The organism is Pseudomonas sp. G.S.17, from assembly GCF_038096165.1.
In the GTDB taxonomy this organism is placed as follows: Bacteria; Pseudomonadota; Gammaproteobacteria; order Pseudomonadales; family Pseudomonadaceae; genus Aquipseudomonas.
This window is the reverse complement of sequence record NZ_CP151076.1, coordinates 4004162-4019330: the sequence shown is the minus strand read 5'-3', so window position 1 is coordinate 4019330 and position 15169 is coordinate 4004162. Positions and strand designations below refer to the sequence as shown.

At 57.2% G+C, this 15169-nt stretch carries 13 protein-coding genes; 12 read left to right on the top strand and 1 reads right to left on the bottom strand.

The window, feature by feature from the left end; translation table 11 throughout:
* Positions 1-78 precede the first annotated feature (78 nt).
* The 3 genes from AABC73_RS18905 (at position 79) to AABC73_RS18895 (ending at position 1825) form a co-directional block, all read left to right on the top strand.
* Positions 79-798: a translation initiation factor 2 gene (locus tag AABC73_RS18905; RefSeq protein WP_341520469.1), complete on the top strand. Its 720-nt coding sequence runs from the start codon at positions 79-81 to the stop codon at positions 796-798.
* Positions 799-902: 104 nt separating this feature from the next.
* Positions 903-1160, top strand: coding sequence for a YkgJ family cysteine cluster protein (locus AABC73_RS18900; protein ID WP_331151112.1), 258 nt, complete (start codon positions 903-905; stop codon positions 1158-1160).
* A gap of 56 nt (positions 1161-1216) precedes the next feature.
* Positions 1217-1825 carry an START domain-containing protein gene (locus tag AABC73_RS18895; protein ID WP_341520468.1) on the top strand — a complete coding sequence of 203 codons (609 nt, stop codon included), beginning with the start codon at positions 1217-1219 and terminating at the stop codon, positions 1823-1825.
* Between the two features lie 75 nt (positions 1826-1900).
* Here the strand turns inward: AABC73_RS18895 and gltA are convergent, their stop codons facing one another.
* Complete coding sequence (gene gltA, locus AABC73_RS18890; protein WP_020289328.1) at positions 1901-3190, bottom strand: citrate synthase; 1290 nt, start codon at positions 3188-3190, stop codon at positions 1901-1903.
* Between the two features lie 352 nt (positions 3191-3542).
* On the opposite strand from gltA, the gene sdhC reads away from it, so the two are divergent.
* The 9 genes from sdhC (at position 3543) to sucD (ending at position 15028) form a co-directional block, all read left to right on the top strand.
* The gene (sdhC, locus tag AABC73_RS18885; protein ID WP_020289327.1) at positions 3543-3929 is read left to right on the top strand and encodes a succinate dehydrogenase, cytochrome b556 subunit; all 387 of its coding nucleotides are present in this window, start codon (positions 3543-3545) and stop codon (positions 3927-3929) included.
* The gene (gene sdhD, locus AABC73_RS18880) at positions 3923-4291 is read left to right on the top strand and encodes a succinate dehydrogenase, hydrophobic membrane anchor protein (RefSeq protein ID WP_065834542.1); all 369 of its coding nucleotides are present in this window, start codon (positions 3923-3925) and stop codon (positions 4289-4291) included. Before sdhC ends, sdhD begins: the two co-directional genes overlap by 7 nt.
* A 3-nt stretch (positions 4292-4294) precedes the next feature.
* Positions 4295-6067: a succinate dehydrogenase flavoprotein subunit gene (gene sdhA / locus AABC73_RS18875; RefSeq protein WP_065834543.1), complete on the top strand. Its 1773-nt coding sequence runs from the start codon at positions 4295-4297 to the stop codon at positions 6065-6067.
* 11 nt (positions 6068-6078) lie between these two features.
* Complete coding sequence (locus AABC73_RS18870; RefSeq protein WP_065834544.1) at positions 6079-6783, top strand: succinate dehydrogenase iron-sulfur subunit; 705 nt, start codon at positions 6079-6081, stop codon at positions 6781-6783.
* A 260-nt stretch (positions 6784-7043) separates the two neighbouring features.
* Positions 7044-9875, top strand: a complete 2832-nt coding sequence (locus AABC73_RS18865; protein ID WP_341520467.1) for a 2-oxoglutarate dehydrogenase E1 component — start codon at positions 7044-7046, stop codon at positions 9873-9875.
* A 41-nt stretch (positions 9876-9916) separates the two neighbouring features.
* Complete coding sequence (odhB, locus tag AABC73_RS18860; RefSeq protein WP_341520466.1) at positions 9917-11149, top strand: 2-oxoglutarate dehydrogenase complex dihydrolipoyllysine-residue succinyltransferase; 1233 nt, start codon at positions 9917-9919, stop codon at positions 11147-11149.
* A gap of 173 nt (positions 11150-11322) precedes the next feature.
* The gene (lpdA, locus tag AABC73_RS18855; RefSeq protein WP_331151858.1) at positions 11323-12759 is read left to right on the top strand and encodes a dihydrolipoyl dehydrogenase; all 1437 of its coding nucleotides are present in this window, start codon (positions 11323-11325) and stop codon (positions 12757-12759) included.
* Between the two features lie 221 nt (positions 12760-12980).
* A complete protein-coding gene (gene sucC, locus AABC73_RS18850) occupies positions 12981-14147 on the top strand; it encodes an ADP-forming succinate--CoA ligase subunit beta (protein WP_020289320.1) in 1167 nt (388 codons plus the stop codon).
* Positions 14147-15028 carry a succinate--CoA ligase subunit alpha gene (sucD, locus tag AABC73_RS18845; protein ID WP_020289319.1) on the top strand — a complete coding sequence of 294 codons (882 nt, stop codon included), beginning with the start codon at positions 14147-14149 and terminating at the stop codon, positions 15026-15028. Before sucC ends, sucD begins: the two co-directional genes overlap by 1 nt.
* Positions 15029-15169: the final 141 nt, after the last annotated feature.

Genomic DNA, 15169 nt, shown 5'->3' with positions numbered 1-15169 from the left:
GTCCGTTGGGATCTCTTGGCTTGTCACCGGCAAGTCAAGAGGCCAGCATATGATTCTCAACCTTGACTGCCGTTGCCTATGAATGCCTTTCGCTGTGTCGGATTGTTGATCATTTTTTTGCTGAGTGCCTGCGATTCTCAGGACGCTGCTGCGCCCAAGCCGAAAGTGGCTGCCGAAAAGAAAGTCGAAACGCCTGCTGTCCTGACCCCGAATTTGACTCCGGCTCTTGAAGTTCCGGCGGCTATCGTCGAGCCTGCGTCCAAGGTCGTCGAAGCGACGGTGTCGCCGGCCGAACCGTCGCGGCCGGCGGTGCATGAGTTGAAACCCAACGTTGGAGTGGTGCCGGTAGTCGTCACCAAGGGTGGTGCGTCGAACGCTGCGAAGACCCCCGAGAATACCCAGGCCGCATTGCCCAAGGACGACAACGCCAAAGCGCCTGCGTCCACCACTCCCATCGTCAAGACCAAAGCTGAGTCCACGCTTACCCTCAAGCGCGAGCGGGCGGGCAAGAAAACCGTCACGGCGAAAAAGGAAGTCACTAAAGATACGCATCTGAACTCGCCCAAGCTGGATCTGAGTCTGCCCCCGGAACTGGTCAAGCAGATGACGCCGCCTAAATCGGTGATCTCCGCGCCGCGCAAGCCGATCCTGCCGCAGATGTTTGGTGATGGCTCCTCGGGTGGCGGGCCGTTTCAGCTCAATGGCCGGCTGTTGAGCAACGAAATGCAATTGCAGATGCGCAACGACAATCGACGTGATGTCGAGGGTGCCGCGCTGGACTTCAATTTCAAGCAATAGCTGTGTCTCGCACGCACGGTTTGTACCTCCCGGAATCCAATCATTTTCAAACAGTCGTTTCAGCGGTTACTATCTGCTCGTCATTTTTGCAAAGTGTATGAGTCATGGAATGCCGCTCCGGTTGTGGTGCCTGCTGTATCGCTCCTTCCATCAGTTCTCCCATTCCGGGCATGCCAGAAGGCAAGCCTGCTGGAGAACGTTGCCTGCATTTATCGGTCGAAGCGCTATGTGGCCTGTTTGGCAAGCCCGAGCGGCCTGCCGTGTGCAGCCAGTTCAAGGCAGCCGCCGATGTCTGTGGGGTTGATCAGGCTGACGCGATTCGCATCATCAATTGGTGGGAGGCGGCGACAGCAGTTGCGTGAAATACGCTGTTCGGCAGAAGTGATTTATCGAATTTCCAACAATAAGGAATACAACAATGGGTTCACTGCATCGAATAGCGGTCGTCTGTGGATTTACGGTGCTGATGGCAGCAACTGCCCAGGCTGAAGACTGGCAAGTCGCCAAGGACGAGGGCGGGATCAAGGTCTCCCTGACTGACGTGGCGGGCTCCAAATACAAGGCCTATCGCGGCGAGACTGTGATCAATGCCAGCATCGCCAAGCTGCGCGGGTTGCAGGAAGACGTGGCCGGTGCCTGTGCCTGGGTTCACGAATGCAAATCGCAGAAGCTGCTCAAACATGAGGGTAACAAGGCCTGGACCTACACCCAGTTCAATACGCCGTGGCCGGTGACGCCACGCGACTCAGTGCTCGAAGTGACGACAGAGCAGGGCGCGGATGGCAGCCTGACCCGCAAACTGCAAGGGCAACCCAAGTACATCCCCGAGGAGCAAGGCTTCGTGCGTGTTGCTCAGGTCGAAGGTTTCTGGAAATTTCTGCCGCTGAGCGCTGACAGGACGCAAGTCACTTATCAGGTCCACACCGAGCCGGGTGGTAGCGTGCCTTCATGGCTGGCAAACAAGTTCGTAGTCGATGCGCCCTTCAATACCTTGAAGGCGCTGAAGGATCGCGCAGAGAAGAAATGATCTGAATTTATTGGCGAGAGCGCACATGCAAAAAGGGCTGCCAATGGCAGCCCTTTTTTACTTTCGGCAATGCGCTTACTTGCGTTCTTCCAGAGGCACGATATCGCGGGATACGTAGCCGGTGTACAGCTGGCGCGGACGGCCAATCTTGTACGGGCTGGAAAGCATTTCCTTCCAGTGCGAAATCCAGCCGACGGTCCGCGCCAGGGCGAAGATCACGGTGAACATGCTGGTCGGGATGCCGATAGCCTTGAGGATGATGCCCGAGTAGAAGTCGACGTTCGGATACAGCGAGCGTTCGATGAAGTACGGGTCGGTCAGGGCGATCTCTTCCAGACGCATGGCCAGTTCAAGTTGTGGGTCATTGGTAATGCCCAGTTCCTTGAGGACTTCGTCGCAAGTCTGCTTCATCACAGTGGCACGAGGGTCGCGGTTCTTGTAAACCCGGTGACCGAAGCCCATGAGCTTGAACGGATCGTTCTTGTCCTTGGCCTTGGCGATGAACTTGTCGATGTTCGAAACATCGCCAATCTCGTCAAGCATGGACAACACCGCTTCGTTGGCGCCGCCGTGAGCCGGACCCCAGAGCGCAGCGATACCGGCTGCGATACAGGCGAACGGGTTGGCACCCGAGGAACCTGCCATCCGTACGGTGGACGTCGAGGCATTCTGTTCATGATCGGCATGGAGGATGAAAATCTTGTCCATCGCCTTGGCCAATACCGGGCTGATCGGTTTGATCTCGCACGGGGTGTTGAACATCATGTGCAGGAAGTTTTCCGCGTAGCTCAGGTCATTGCGCGGGTACATCATGGGTTGGCCCATGGAGTACTTGTAAACCATTGCCGCGAGGGTCGGCATTTTCGCGACCAGACGGATCGCCGAAATTTCACGGTGCTGTGGATTGTTGATGTCCAGAGAGTCGTGATAGAACGCCGACAGGGCGCCGACTACGCCGCACATGACGGCCATCGGGTGGGCGTCGCGACGGAAGCCGTTGAAAAAGGTCTTCAACTGCTCGTGAACCATGGTGTGGTTCTTGACGATTACCACGAACTGGGCCTTCTGCTCGGCAGTTGGCAGTTCGCCATTGAGCAGCAGGTAGCAGGTTTCCAGATAGTCGGACTGATCGGCGAGTTGCTCGATCGGATAGCCCCGGTGCAGCAAGATACCGTTGTCACCATCGATATAGGTGATTTTCGACTCGCAAGAGGCGGTCGACATGAAACCAGGGTCAAATGTGAAGCGGCCGGTGGCGGTAAGACCGCGTACGTCGATTACATCGGGACCTACGGTGCCGGTCAGAATGGGCAGCTCGACGGGCGCTGCGCCCTCGATGATCAACTGCGCTTTTTTGTCAGCCATGTGGCCTCCTATTTATGCTTCAAATCATCAGACAGACCCCCCACGCAGGGCCCGCACCACTATAGTGAGATAAATTCTAAAGTCAATTTGCCTAAAGTCGTGTTCCAGAAGGCTTACAGGGCTACTTTTTCCTCGAAAATACCTGCCGTTTACGCCTTTTATCCTACTAAAGCAATCCGCTATTAGCGGTAGGTCTTCGCGTTGTCATTAGCGACCTAACTGTCTATACTCGGCGTCCGACCGCCAGGGGCTTTTAGGGCCTGTTTTGCTGGGGGTCGTCACTTCCTGGGTAGTGGGTACCTGACCAGTGCACTTCCCAACAACTTGCCCTGATTGTTAGGGGCTCTTCAGTGTGAAAAAAGCCGTGAATAGCCAACGACCTGTAAACCTAGATCTAAGGACCATCAAACTCCCCATCACCGGCGTTACGTCATTTCTTCATCGTGTTTCCGGCATCATTCTCTTCCTCGGTCTTGCAATCATGCTTTGGGCATTGAGCAAATCGCTGGGTTCGCAAGAGGGTTTTGACGAGGTGAAGGCATGCATGACCAGTCCGCTGGCCAAGTTCGTCGCCTGGGGTCTGTTCTCCGCCTTGCTGTATCACCTCGTGGCCGGTATTCGCCACCTGGTTATGGACATGGGAGTCGGTGAAACGCTGGAAGGCGGCAAGCTGGGCTCGAAAATCGTTATCGCCGTGTCTGCGGTGCTGATCGTTCTGGCGGGAGTTTGGATATGGTAACCAACGTCACTAACCTGTCGCGTTCGGGCCTCTATGACTGGATGGCGCAGCGCGTATCTGCGGTCGTGCTCGCGGCTTATTTCATTTTCCTGATCGGATACATCATCGCGCACCCAGGTCTGAGCTATGCCCAATGGCATGGTCTGTTCGCGCATAACGGGATGCGTATCTTCAGTCTGCTGGCCCTCGTTGCCCTGGGCGCTCACGCCTGGGTCGGCATGTGGACCATTGCGACCGACTACCTGACGCCTATGGCGCTGGGCAAGCCGGCGACTGCGATCCGTTTCCTTTTCCAGGCGGTCTGCGGCGTTGCGATGTTCGCTTACTTCGTCTGGGGCGTGCAGATTCTTTGGGGTATCTGATTCATGGCTAACATTAATACGCTTTCTTTTGACGCCATCATCATCGGTGGCGGCGGTGCTGGCATGCGCGCGGCATTGCAGCTGGCACAAGGTGGTCACAAGACCGCCGTGGTCACCAAGGTGTTCCCGACTCGCTCCCACACCGTTTCCGCTCAGGGCGGCATCACCTGCGCCATCGCTTCGGCAGATCCGAACGATGACTGGCGCTGGCACATGTACGATACCGTCAAGGGTTCCGACTATATCGGTGACCAGGACGCTATCGAGTACATGTGTTCCGTAGGTCCGGAAGCCGTGTTCGAACTCGAACACATGGGCCTGCCGTTCTCGCGCACCGAACAAGGCCGCATCTATCAGCGTCCTTTCGGCGGTCAGTCCAAGGATTTCGGCAAGGGCGGTCAGGCAGCACGTACATGCGCTGCGGCCGACCGTACCGGTCACGCCTTGTTGCACACCCTGTACCAGGCCAATCTGAAAGCCGGCACCGTATTCCTCAACGAATACTACGCAGTGGATCTGGTGAAGAACCAGGACGGCGTGTTTGTCGGCATCATCGCTATCTGCATCGAAACCGGTGAAACCTCCTACATTCGCGCCAATGCGACTGTACTGGCTACCGGCGGCGCTGGCCGTATCTATTCCTCCACCACCAACGCCCTGATCAACACCGGCGACGGCGTCGGCATGGCATTGCGTGCAGGTGTTCCGGTTCAGGACATCGAAATGTGGCAGTTCCACCCAACCGGCATCGCCGGCGCAGGTGTACTGGTCACGGAAGGTTGCCGTGGTGAAGGTGGATACCTGATCAACAAGCACGGCGAGCGTTTCATGGAGCGTTATGCTCCGAACGCCAAGGACCTTGCCGGTCGTGACGTTGTAGCGCGTTCGATGGTCAAGGAAATCATTGCCGGTAACGGCTGTGGTCCTGATGGCGATCACGTGATGCTCAAGCTCGATCACCTGGGCGAAGAAGTACTGCACAGCCGTCTGCCAGGCATCATGGAATTGTCCAAGACCTTCGCACACGTCGATCCGGCCGTTGCGCCGATCCCGGTCGTACCCACCTGCCACTACATGATGGGCGGCGTTGCCACCAACATCCATGGTCAGGCAATCACCCAGGACGCCGCTGGCGTCGACCAGATCATTCCGGGTCTGTTCGCTGTAGGCGAAGTGGCTTGCGTATCGGTTCACGGCGCCAACCGTCTGGGCGGCAACTCGCTCCTCGACCTGGTGGTGTTCGGTCGTGCTGCGGGTATCCATCTGGAACAAAGCCTGCGTGAAGGTGTCGACTACCGTCGCGCCACCGAAACCGACGTTGATTTCGCCCTTGAGCGTCTGGCGGGTCTCAACGCTCGTGAAACCGGCGAAGACGTGGCTACCTTGCGTAAAGAACTGCAAAGCTGCATGCAGAACTACTTCGGCGTATTCCGCACTGGCGAATACATGCAGAAAGGTATCGCTCAACTGGCCGGCCTGCGCGAGCGTATTTCCAACGTCAAGATCAACGACAAGAGCCAGGCGTTCAACACCGCTCGAATCGAAGCGCTTGAGCTGCAAAACCTGCTTGAAGTGGCCGAAGCAACGGCGATTGCCGCCGAAGTTCGCAAAGAGTCCCGCGGTGCTCACGCCCGTGAAGACTACGAAGATCGCGACGACCAGAACTGGCTGTGCCACACCCTGTATTTCCCGGGTGAAAAACGTGTAGCCAAGCGTGCCGTGAACTTCTCGCCGAAGACTGTTCCGACTTTCGAACCCATGATTCGGACTTACTAAGGGTGGCCGATATGTTGCAAGTCAGTGTTTATCGCTACAACCCGGATCGGGACGCTGCGCCGTTCATGCAGGAATTCCAGATCGATACCGGCGGTAAGGACATCATGGTCCTGGACGTGCTGGCCCTGATCAAAGAGCAGGACGAAGGCTTTTCCTATCGTCGCTCTTGCCGTGAAGGCGTTTGCGGTTCTGATGGCATGAACATCAACGGCAAGAACGGCCTGGCGTGCATCACGCCGCTGTCTGCCGTGGTCAAGAAGAACAAGCTGGTGGTTCGTCCGCTGCCTGGTTTGCCGGTGATCCGTGACCTGGTCGTCGATATGAGCATCTTCTATAAGCAGTACGAGAAGGTTAAGCCATATCTGCTCAACGACACTCCGGCTCCGGCCATCGAGCGTCTGCAGACTCCGGAAGAACGTGAGAAGCTCGACGGCTTGTACGAGTGCATCCTGTGCGCCTGCTGCTCGACTTCCTGCCCATCCTTCTGGTGGAACCCGGACAAGTTCCTCGGTCCGGCTGCATTGCTGCAAGCCTATCGCTTCCTGGCTGACAGCCGTGACAACCAGACCGCCGAGCGTCTGGCGGCACTGGACGATCCGTTCAGCGTATTCCGCTGCCGCGGGATCATGAACTGCGTCAACGTCTGTCCGAAAGGCCTTAACCCAACCAAGGCTATCGGTCACGTTCGCAACATGCTTCTGCAAAACGGCGTCTGATTCGACTGCTGTACCCGTTACACTGCTTCACCGAAATCGCTGCGGCGCAGGCTTCAACCGGCGCCGTAGTTTTAACCTGAGCAGCAGCTTGTAATGCTGCGGCTCTTATTTTGAAGAAATGAGACCAGCAGGGGCATCCGGGCTGGTACCCGGACTATCTGCGTGATCCTTAGTGGCTTGATACAGTCGCTGCACATGACTATCTCAGGTTTGCTGTGGTGTCTTCGCCGGTGGTGTCCCCTTACCGAGGGTGACCAAGCATGCAAGAAAGCGTGATGCAGCGCATGTGGAACAGTGCCCACCTTTCCGGTGGTAACGCTGCCTATGTGGAAGAGCTCTATGAGCTCTACCTGCACGACCCTAACGCTGTGCCAGAAGAGTGGCGCACCTACTTTCAGAAGTTGCCCGCTGACGGCAGCACTGCCACCGATGTATCGCATTCTACGATTCGCGATCATTTCGTGTTGCTGGCTAAAAACCAGCGCCGCGCCCAACCGGTGTCCGCCGGAAGCGTGAGCAGCGAACACGAGAAGAAGCAGGTCGAGGTACTGCGACTTATCCAGGCTTACCGTATGCGTGGCCATCAGGCTGCCCAGCTCGATCCGCTGGGCCTGTGGCAACGTCCTGTGATTGCCGATCTGTCGATCAATCACTACGGGCTGACCAACGCTGATCTGGATACCACTTTCCGTGCTGGCGACTTGTTCATCGGCAAAGAGGAAGCGAGCCTACGCGAAATTCACGAAGCGTTGCAGCAGACATATTGCCGCACCATCGGCTCTGAATTTACGCACATCGTGGATTCCGAGCAGCGCAACTGGTTCATGCAGCGTCTTGAGAGTGTTCGTGGTCGTCCGGATTTTTCCGCGGACATCAAGAGCCACTTGCTCGAGCGCGTGACTGCGGCTGAAGGTCTGGAAAAATACCTGGGCACCAAATATCCGGGTACCAAGCGTTTCGGTCTGGAAGGTGGCGAAAGCCTGATCCCGATGCTGGATGAGTTGATCCAGCGTTCCGGTTCGTACGGCACCAAGGAAATCGTGATCGGCATGGCCCACCGTGGTCGCCTGAACGTCCTGGTCAATACCTTCGGCAAGAACCCGCGCGACCTGTTTGACGAGTTCGAAGGCAAGAAAAAAGTCGAGCTGGGTTCCGGTGACGTCAAGTATCACCAGGGCTTCTCGTCGAACGTGATGACCGCAGGCGGTGAAGTTCACCTGGCCATGGCATTCAACCCGTCTCACCTGGAGATCGTTTCTCCGGTGGTCGAAGGGTCGGTGCGTGCGCGTCAGGATCGTCGTAACGATCCGAACGGTGACAAGGTTCTGCCAATTTCCCTCCACGGTGATGCTGCTTTTGCAGGGCAGGGCGTGGTCATGGAAACCTTCCAGATGTCGCAGACTCGCGGCTTCAAGACGGGCGGCACGATCCACATCGTCATCAACAACCAGGTGGGTTTCACCATCAGCAACCCGGAAGACTCGCGCTCCACCGAGTACGCGACCGACGTTGCCAAGATGATTCAGGCGCCGATTCTCCATGTAAATGGCGATGACCCTGAAGCCGTCGTGTTCGTGACCCAGCTGGCTATCGATTACCGCATGCAGTTCAAGCGTGACGTGGTGATCGACCTGGTCTGCTACCGTCGTCGCGGTCACAACGAAGCGGATGAACCAAGCGGCACCCAGCCGTTGATGTACCAGCAGATCGCCAAGCAGCGCACCACCCGCGAGTTGTACGCTGAAAGCCTGATCAAGTCCGGTGTACTCGATGACGCCCGCGTGCAGGCGAAAATCGATGACTATCGCAACGCGCTGGACAACGGTCTGCATGTTGTAAAAAGCCTGGTCAAAGAGCCGAACAAAGAGTTGTTCGTGGACTGGCGTCCATATCTGGGCCACGCCTGGACTGCGCGTCATGACACCCGCTTTGATCTGAAAACCCTGCAGGAACTGTCCGCCAAGCTCATGGAGCTGCCGGAAGGCTTCGTGGTTCAGCGTCAGGTGCAGAAGATCTACGAAGACCGTCAGAAGATGCAAGCCGGCGGCCTGCCGATCAACTGGGGTTACGCTGAAACCATGGCGTACGCGACCCTGGCGTTCGAAGGTCACCCGATCCGCATGACCGGCCAGGATATCGGCCGCGGTACGTTCTCGCACCGTCATGCTGTGTTGCACAACCAGAAAGACTCCACGACCTATATCCCGCTGCAGAATCTGTACGCCGGTCAGCCACGTTTCGATCTGTATGACTCCTTCCTGTCGGAAGAAGCCGTACTGGCCTTCGAATACGGCTACTCGACGACCCAGCCTGAAGCACTGGTTATCTGGGAAGCCCAGTTCGGCGACTTCGCCAACGGTGCGCAAGTGGTCATCGACCAGTTCATCACCAGTGGCGAACACAAGTGGGGCCGTCTGTGCGGTCTGACCATGCTGCTGCCCCACGGTTATGAAGGGCAGGGGCCGGAGCACTCCTCTGCGCGTCTCGAGCGTTACCTGCAGGGTTGTGCCGAGCACAACATTCAGGTGTGCGTGCCGACTACCCCTGCGCAGATTTACCACTTGCTGCGCCGTCAGGTGATTCGTCCGCTGCGCAAGCCGTTGATCGTGCTGACTCCGAAGTCGTTGCTGCGTCACAAACTGGCCGTGTCGACCCTGGAAGATCTCGCTGAAGGCTCGTTCCAGACTGTTATCCCGGAAATCGATACCCTCGATGCCGCCAAGGTTACGCGTCTGGTGATGTGCAGCGGCAAGGTCTACTACGACCTGCTTGAAAAACGCCGTGCCGAAGGCCGTGAAGACACCATCATCGTGCGTCTTGAACAGCTGTATCCGTTCCCTGAAGACGACCTGATGGAAACGCTTGCTCCTTATACCAATCTGCAAAATGCAGTGTGGTGTCAGGAAGAGCCGATGAACCAGGGCGCCTGGTACAGCAGCCAGCATCATCTGCGTCGCAGCGTTGGCAATCACAACCGCAACCTCGTGCTCGAGTATGCCGGTCGTGACGCCTCTGCAGCACCGGCTTGTGGCTACGCTTCGATGCACGCTGAGCAGCAGGAAAAACTGCTCAAAGATGCCTTCACTGTTTAACGCCTTCGCGCATTAGAAACCGAATTAAGGAATTACAGATAATGGCTATCGAGATCAAAGCCCCCTCTTTCCCGGAATCAGTTGCCGATGGCACCATTTCCAAGTGGCACAAGCAGCCGGGCGAAGCGGTAAAACGTGACGAGCTTCTGGTCGACATCGAGACCGACAAAGTCGTGCTCGAAGTGTTGGCAGAAGCTGACGGCGTGCTGGCGTCGATCGTGAAAGGCGAGGGTGAAACTGTCCTGTCCAACGAACTGATCGCAACGCTGGATGCGGGTGGTACTGCTTCGGCAGCACCTGCAGCCGCTGCTCCGGCTGCTGGCGCACCAGCCCAGGCGGCGGCTCCGGCCGCTGCTGCTGGCGACGAAGATTCCATCGCTGCACCGGCTGCGCGCAAACTGGCTGAAGAAAACGCCATCAACCTGGCCAGCGTCAAGGGCACCGGTAAAGACGGCCGTATCACCAAGGAAGACGTGGTTGCCGCGGTTGAAGCGAAGAAATCCGCTCCTGCTGCTGCGCCAGTTGCCAAGCCTGCCGCTGCGCCTGCTGCTCCTGTGTTCGCTGCCGGCGACCGCGTCGAGAAGCGTGTGCCGATGACCCGCGTGCGTGCCACCGTGGCCAAGCGTCTGGTTGAAGCCCAGTCCAACATGGCGATGCTGACTACTTTCAACGAAGTCGACATGACTGAAGTCATGGCCCTGCGTTCGAAATACAAGGATCTGTTCGAGAAGTCCCACAATGGCGTACGCCTGGGCTTCATGTCGTTCTTCGTCAAGGCTGCCACCGAAGCGCTGAAGCGCTACCCGGCTGTCAACGCCTCGATCGACGGCACCGACATCGTTTACCACGGCTACGCCGACGTTGGTGTTGCGGTGTCCAGCGACCGTGGTCTGGTGGTTCCTGTGCTGCGTAACGCAGAACACATGAGCCTGGCTGAAATCGAAGGCGGCATCGCTGCTTTCGGCAAGAAAGCCCGTGACGGCAAGCTGTCCATGGAAGAGATGATCGGTGGTACCTTCACCATCACCAACGGTGGTACTTTCGGCTCGATGATGTCGACCCCGATCGTCAACCCGCCGCAAGCGGCTATCCTGGGCATGCACAACATTCTGCAACGTCCGATGGCAATCAACGGTCAGGTAGTTATCCGTCCGATGATGTATCTGGCGCTGTCCTACGATCACCGTCTGATCGATGGTAAAGAAGCCGTGACGTTCCTGGTGACAATCAAGAACCTGCTGGAAGATCCGGCTCGTCTGCTGCTGGATATTTGATGAGGCAGCCCCGAACTGCAAGCCGCTGACTGCAAGAGAAAGGCAGCCAGGCGTACAGCTCGGGTTTTGCAAATTACATCTAATGAACAGGTTGCAACGCTCGTCTGTAAGACATCACAGACCGGCTTGCAGCTTGTGGCTTGAAGCTCGCAGCTAAAGAGGAACTCTTTGTTATGTCCCAGAAATTCGACTTGGTAGTGATTGGCGCTGGCCCTGGCGGTTATGTAGCCGCCATCAAGGCCGCGCAACTTGGTCTCAAGACTGCCTGCATCGAGAAATATCAGGACAAGGAGGGCAAACTGGCCCTTGGCGGTACTTGCCTGAACGTAGGGTGCATTCCTTCCAAGGCGCTGCTGGACAGCTCCTGGAAATTCTACGAAGCCAAGAATGGTTTCGCGATCCACGGCATCTCGACTTCCGACGTGTCGATGGACGTTCCAGCCATGGTGGGTCGCAAATCCACCATCGTCAAAGGCCTGACCGGCGGCGTAGCCAGCCTGTTCAAAGCCAACGGCGTGACCACTCTGCAAGGCCACGGCAAACTGCTGGCTGGCAAGAAAGTCGAACTGACCGGCGCTGATGGCACCGTTGAAATCATCGAAGCGGACCACGTGATCCTGGCTTCGGGTTCGCGTCCGATCGACATTCCACCAGCTCCGGTCGATCAGAAAGTTATCGTCGACTCTACCGGTGCCCTGGAATTCCAACAGGTTCCACAACGTCTGGGCGTTATCGGCGCTGGCGTTATCGGTCTGGAGCTGGGCTCGGTATGGGCTCGTCTGGGCGCTCAGGTCACTGTTCTGGAAGCGCTGGAGAAATTCATTCCGGCCGCTGACGAAGCCGTTTCCAAAGAAGCCTTGAAAACCTTCACCAAGCAAGGCCTGGACATCAAACTGGGCGCTCGCGTGACCGGTTCCAAGGTTAACGGCGAAGAAGTGGTTGTCAGCTACACCGACGCAGCGGGCGAGCAGTCGATCACTTTCGACCGCCTGATCGTGGCCGTTGGTCGTCGTCCGGTGACCACCGACCTGCTGGCTGCGGACAGCGGCGTGGACCTGGATGAGCGCGGTTTCATCTACGTCGACGACTTCTGCACCACCAGCGTTCCTGGCGTTTATGCAATCGGTGACGTGGTTCGTGGTCTGATGCTGGCCCACAAAGCCTCGGAAGAAGGCATCATGGTTGTCGAGCGCATCAAGGGCCACAAGGCTCAGATGAACTACAATCTGATTCCTTCGGTTATCTACACCCACCCGGAAATCGCCTGGGTTGGTAAAACCGAGCAGACCTTGAAGGCTGAAGGCGTTGAAGTTAACGTCGGCACCTTCCCATTCGCAGCCAGCGGCCGCGCAATGGCAGCAAACGATACTGGCGGTTTCGTCAAGATCATCGCTGACGCCAAGACTGATCGCGTATTGGGCGTTCACGTCATTGGTCCGAGCGCTGCGGAATTGGTACAGCAGGGCGCGATCGCGATGGAATTCGGCAGCAGTGCCGAAGACATCGGCATGATGGTCTTCTCCCATCCGACGCTGTCCGAAGCATTGCATGAAGCTGCTCTGGCCGTGAATGGCGGTGCCATCCACATCCAGAACCGCAAAAAACGCTAAGACAATAAGAGAAACCACGACGGACTGCCCGTCGTGAGCCTTGCGAGCAAGACTCACCGCGGAATGTCCGCCGGACTCGACCTCTGAGGTGTTCTCTGAAGCCTGACGGACCCACGCGGTCTGACAGGTTTCGGGGCCGCCGGGAGTAGCGGTCACAGGTGGTGCGGCACGCCAGACGTGCAGCACCGAATGCGCAGTACCTAACGAAGACGGTAATAAGCATGAATCTTCACGAGTATCAGGGTAAGCAGCTGTTCGCTGAATACGGCCTGCCAGTATCCAAAGGCTACGCAGTAGACACCCCGGAAGCAGCAGCAGAAGCGTGCGACAAGATTGGCGGCACTGAATGGGTTGTCAAAGCCCAGGTTCACGCCGGTGGTCGCGGTAAAGCGGGCGGCGTCAAGCTGGTTCGCAGCAAAGAAGACGCGGCAGCCTTCGCACAGCAATGGCTGGGCAAGCGTCTGGTAACTTACCAGACCGACGCCAACGGTCAGCCAGTGACGAAGATCCTGGTTGAGTCCTGCACCGACATCGCTAAAGAGCTGTATCTCGGCGCTGTAGTGGATCGTTCGAGCCGTCGTATCGTGTTCATGGCTTCCACCGAAGGTGGCGTGGACATCGAGAAAATCGCTCACGACACTCCTGAGAAGATTCTCAAAGCCACTATCGATCCACTGGTTGGCGCTCAGCCATTCCAGGGTCGCGATCTGGCTTTCCAGCTGGGTCTGGAAGGCAAGCAGGTCACTCAGTTCGCCAAGATCTTCACCGGTCTGGCCAAGCTGTTCCAGGACCACGACCTGGCTCTGCTGGAAGTGAACCCGCTGGTAATCAAGGCTGACGGCGATCTGCACTGCCTGGACGCCAAGATCAACATCGACGCCAACGCCATGTACCGTCAGCCAAAGCTGAAGGCTTTCCACGATCCATCGCAAGATGATCCACGTGAAGCCCACGCTGCCAAGTTCGAACTGAACTACGTGGCGCTGGAAGGTAACATCGGTTGCATGGTCAACGGTGCTGGCCTGGCCATGGGTACCATGGACATCGTCAATCTGCATGGCGGCAAACCTGCCAACTTCCTCGACGTTGGTGGCGGCGCAACCAAGGAACGCGTTACCGAAGCGTTCAAGATCATCCTGTCCGACAGCAATGTCGCCGCAGTATTGGTCAACATCTTCGGCGGCATCGTTCGTTGCGACATGATTGCCGAAGGCATCATCGGTGCAGTGAAAGAAGTCGGCGTTAAAATCCCGGTTGTTGTTCGCCTTGAAGGCAACAACGCTGAACTGGGCGCTAAAGTACTGGCAGAAAGCGGTTTGAACATCATCGCAGCTACCAGCCTGACCGACGCTGCTCAACAAGTTGTCAAAGCTGCGGAGGGCAAGTAATGAGCGTCCTGATCAATAAAGACACCAAAGTAATCTGCCAGGGCTTCACCGGTTCGCAGGGTACTTTCCACTCCGAGCAAGCCATTGCCTACGGCACCAAAATGGTTGGCGGCGTGACTCCAGGCAAAGGCGGCACCACGCACCTGAACCTGCCAGTGTTCAACACTGTGAAAGAAGCGGTAGAAACCACTGGCGCTACTGCCAGCGTCATCTACGTTCCTGCTCCTTTCTGCAAGGATTCCATCCTTGAAGCAGCATTCGCCGGCATCAAGCTGATCGTGTGCATCACCGAAGGCATTCCTACCCTGGACATGCTGGATGCCAAGGTCAAGTGCGACGAGCTGGGCGTGATCCTGATCGGGCCTAACTGCCCAGGCGTGATCACTCCGGGCGAATGCAAGATCGGCATCATGCCAGGTCACATTCACTTGCCAGGCAAAGTAGGCATCGTGTCGCGTTCCGGCACCCTGACTTACGAAGCTGTGAAGCAGACTACTGATGCCGGTTTCGGTCAGTCGACTTGCGTTGGTATCGGTGGTGACCCGATTCCTGGTTCCAACTTTATCGATATCCTGAAGTTGTTCCAGGAAGACCCGAAGACCGAAGCGATCGTCATGATCGGTGAGATCGGCGGTTCGGCTGAAGAAGAAGCGGCTGCCTACATCAAGGCACACGTGACCAAGCCGGTTGTTTCCTACATCGCTGGTGTGACTGCCCCTGCGGGCAAGCGCATGGGCCATGCTGGCGCAATCATCTCCGGCGGTAAAGGTACTGCAGACGAGAAGTTCGCAGCACTGGAAGACGCTGGCGTGAAAACCGTGCGTTCCCTGGCTGACATCGGCAAGGCTTTGGCCGAGCTGACTGGTTGGGCTGTCAAGTAAGCTTCTGCTTACCTGATCGAGCAATCGACAAAGGCCACCTTCGGGTGGCCTTTGTGCGTTATGGATGCCGAATTTGTTGGAGCGAGGCTTGCCCGCGAAGGCATTCGTTCAGCCGACGGCAGTGCTTGCAGGGTAACCGCT

Bases quoted from the DNA above. Each gene is read 5' to 3' on its own strand.
- AABC73_RS18905 (WP_341520469.1), top strand. From the start codon at position 79: ATGAATGCCTTTCGCTGTGTCGGATTGTTGATCATTTTTTTGCTGAGT.
- AABC73_RS18900 (WP_331151112.1), top strand. From the start codon at position 903: ATGGAATGCCGCTCCGGTTGTGGTGCCTGCTGTATCGCTCCTTCCATC.
- AABC73_RS18895 (WP_341520468.1), top strand. From the start codon at position 1,217: ATGGGTTCACTGCATCGAATAGCGGTCGTCTGTGGATTTACGGTGCTG.
- gltA (WP_020289328.1), bottom strand. From the start codon at position 3,190: ATGGCTGACAAAAAAGCGCAGTTGATCATCGAGGGCGCAGCGCCCGTC.
- sdhD (WP_065834542.1), top strand. From the start codon at position 3,923: ATGGTAACCAACGTCACTAACCTGTCGCGTTCGGGCCTCTATGACTGG.
- sdhA (WP_065834543.1), top strand. From the start codon at position 4,295: ATGGCTAACATTAATACGCTTTCTTTTGACGCCATCATCATCGGTGGC.
- AABC73_RS18870 (WP_065834544.1), top strand. From the start codon at position 6,079: ATGTTGCAAGTCAGTGTTTATCGCTACAACCCGGATCGGGACGCTGCG.
- AABC73_RS18865 (WP_341520467.1), top strand. From the start codon at position 7,044: ATGCAAGAAAGCGTGATGCAGCGCATGTGGAACAGTGCCCACCTTTCC.
- odhB (WP_341520466.1), top strand. From the start codon at position 9,917: ATGGCTATCGAGATCAAAGCCCCCTCTTTCCCGGAATCAGTTGCCGAT.
- lpdA (WP_331151858.1), top strand. From the start codon at position 11,323: ATGTCCCAGAAATTCGACTTGGTAGTGATTGGCGCTGGCCCTGGCGGT.
- sucC (WP_020289320.1), top strand. From the start codon at position 12,981: ATGAATCTTCACGAGTATCAGGGTAAGCAGCTGTTCGCTGAATACGGC.
- sucD (WP_020289319.1), top strand. From the start codon at position 14,147: ATGAGCGTCCTGATCAATAAAGACACCAAAGTAATCTGCCAGGGCTTC.